At 62.5% G+C, this 2,693-nt stretch carries 2 protein-coding genes and 1 pseudogene; all 3 read right to left on the reverse strand.

Annotated features, from left to right (window positions below; genetic code table 11):
* Window positions 1-387, reverse strand: a pseudogene (locus EOA38_RS32910) (flagellar M-ring protein FliF); the annotation flags it as partial.
* A gap of 220 nt (window positions 388-607) precedes the next feature.
* Window positions 608-1,678: a flagellin gene (locus EOA38_RS32915; RefSeq protein WP_126092187.1), complete on the reverse strand. Its 1,071-nt coding sequence runs from the start codon at window positions 1,676-1,678 to the stop codon at window positions 608-610.
* Between the two features lie 280 nt (window positions 1,679-1,958).
* Window positions 1,959-2,693: flagellin (locus EOA38_RS40685; protein WP_127301196.1), on the reverse strand; the 735-nt coding region annotated here is incomplete at its 5' end.

The raw sequence follows: 2,693 nt of genomic DNA on the forward strand, positions 1-2,693 counted from the left end.
CACGCGGGTGATCTGCTGCATGAAGGACGTCAGGCCAAGCGAGCCGACATTGTCGAACAATTCGTAGCCGGCGTTGGCGCTGGTCGGCAGGCCCTTCTCGGCAAGCAGCATGCGGGCGTGCGCGGTGGTGCCGGCCGGCACCAGCACCGACGTTCCGTCGGCGCCGACATCGAAGCCGATGCCGGCCTCGCCCAGCACCAGGCCGATCTGGTTCACGTCGGAGCGGTCGAGCCCGACATAAAGCGTCTCGTAGGCCGGACGGTTGAGGTAGACCGAGGCGAGGCCGATGACCGCCATGACCAGCGCGGCGATGCCGCCCATGAGGGCGAGACGCCTGACGCCGAATCCCCGCAGATTCGCGATGAGGCTCTGGATCTGTTCCGGCACGTTTCAAGCGCTCCCAGCATGACTGTCCGCCGGAAGACTAGACCGCGAAGCTTGTGCGAGGATGATAGGGCGTGCCGCCCAAAACCTGGCGGGGTTGGGACAAAGACACGCACAAAAAGCGCGTGCCGCGCGAGGACGACGACCACAGCAACAACAAGCCGGCAAGCGAAAAGGCCGCGCCCAAGGCACGGCCTTTCGATAGATCCGGAAGATAAGACGGTTAGCCGTTCTTGAACAGCGACAGGATCGACTGCGAGGAACTGTTGGCGATCGACAGTGACTGGATGCCGAGCTGCTGCTGAACCTGCAGGGCCTGGAGGCGGGTCGATTCCTTGTTCATGTCGGCGTCGACGAGCTGACCGACGCCGCGGTCGATGGAGTCCATCAGGCTCTGGGTGAAGGTCTTCTGCAGGTCGATGCTGCTCTTGGCGGCGCCGAGGATGGTGGCGGAGTCGGTGAGCTGACTCATGACGTTGTCGATCTTGGTGATCATCTGGGTGATGATGTCGTCGGTCACGCCCGACGCCGTGATGTCGAGATTGTAGGCGGAGACGTTGTCGATCTTGACGGGCGTGCCCCCAACAGCGGCCTGGCCGGCGGTGTTGGCGGCGATGTCGGTGGCGCCGCCGGCGATCGCGGCCGCATAGGCGGCATCGTAGGCGGACTGGTCCGCAGCCGTGGAGTAGATCGAGGTCTTGCGGTCGAGGATGCCCTGGTTCTTGACGGCGGTGGCGAGGCCGGAATCGAACAGCTTGATGCTTTCGACATCGATGTCGATGGTTCCGAGCGAGATGGCGCCGGATGAGGTGCGGTTGAACGAGGAGACGATCTTGGCGTCGGGCTGGACGCCGTCATTGGCGGCCGCGACCTGCTTGGACGTCACCGAGAGGTAGTTCGAGCCGGAGAAGGTGGCGGCATCGGCAAAGGACTTCATCTGCGCCTGAAGCGTAGTGATTTCGGTCTGCGTCTTTGCCTTGTTGGCATCCGACTGGCCGACGCTCGACAGCAGCTTGGTCTTGATCTTGCCGATCGTGTCCAGCACGTTGTTCATGCCGGTGTAGGCGGTGTCGACCTTCGAGGCGCCGAGGCCGAGCGCATCCTGCACCGTCGACAGCGCCGAGTTGTCGGACCGCATCGTGGTGGCGATCGACCAGTAGGCGGCGTTGTCGGAGGCTTCGGAGACCCTGTAGCCGGTCGAGATCCGGGCTTGTGTCTGTTCGAGCGATTTGTTGGTGGCGTTGAGGCTTTGAAGTGCAGTCAACGCCGCAGCGTTCGTCATGATGCTCGCCAAGAAACTCGCTCCTTCTCTAAGCCGGCATGCCATACAGGCCGGGTCGACCCGCCCATCGGCTGCGATTGTCCCGGTCAGGGCCGATTCGACAACCTGTCGTAAGCTAACGGTTAACCATACTTAGCGTGATATGGTTAATGCCCTGTTAAAAGTCAGCTTTCGAGAGGTTAAGGAACGAGGGTTGCGCGAGCCTTGATCAAGACGCAAATTGGGGAGCAAACGCAAAACGGGCCGCGCTTTTGGCGCGGCCCGTATGTCTAACTTGATCGGTCGAAGGCGATCAGCCGCGGAAGAGCGACAGGATCGACTGCGAGGAGCCGTTGGCGATCGACAGCGCCTGGACACCGAGCTGCTGCTGAACCTGCAGGGCCTGGAGGCGGGTCGATTCCTTGTTCATGTCGGCATCGACGAGCTGGCCGACGCCGCGGTCGATGGAGTCCATCAGGCTTTGCGTGAAGGTCTTCTGCAGGTCGATGGAGCTCTTGGCGGCGCCGAGCTTGGTGGCAGCGGTCGTCATGGCCTTGAGCGCGGTGTCGACGACGTTCATCATCTCCGAGATCTGGCTGTCGCTGGCAGCGGTGGTACCGGAGAAGATCTTCAGGGTGGCGACCGAGTAGGTGTCGCCGGCTGCCGCAGCCGCACCCAGGGTCGGGTTCTGCGCCGTGCCGACGATGGCGCCGGTCGCGCCGACGCGGTCGGCGTCGAGGATACCCTTCGTGGTCGGGGCCGCACCGCTATCATACAGCTTGATGCTTTCCACGTTGACGTCGATCGTCGAAATCGAAACCGAGCCTGTGGCGCTGCGGTTGAAGGCTGAAACGATCTTGACGTCGGCGGCCGTGCCCGAGGCGGTCTTTACCGACAGCATGTTGGTGCCGGAGAAGGTGGCGCCGTCGGCGTAAGCCTTCAACTGATCCTGAAGCGCCTTGATTTCGGTCTGGGTCTTTTCCTTGGAGGCATCCGTCTGGCCGTAGGATGCGGTCAGCTTCTCCTGGATCTTGTTGATGGTGTCGAT

It is taken from the genome of Mesorhizobium sp. M1E.F.Ca.ET.041.01.1.1, assembly GCF_003997355.1.
Lineage (GTDB): Bacteria > Pseudomonadota > Alphaproteobacteria > Rhizobiales > Rhizobiaceae > Mesorhizobium.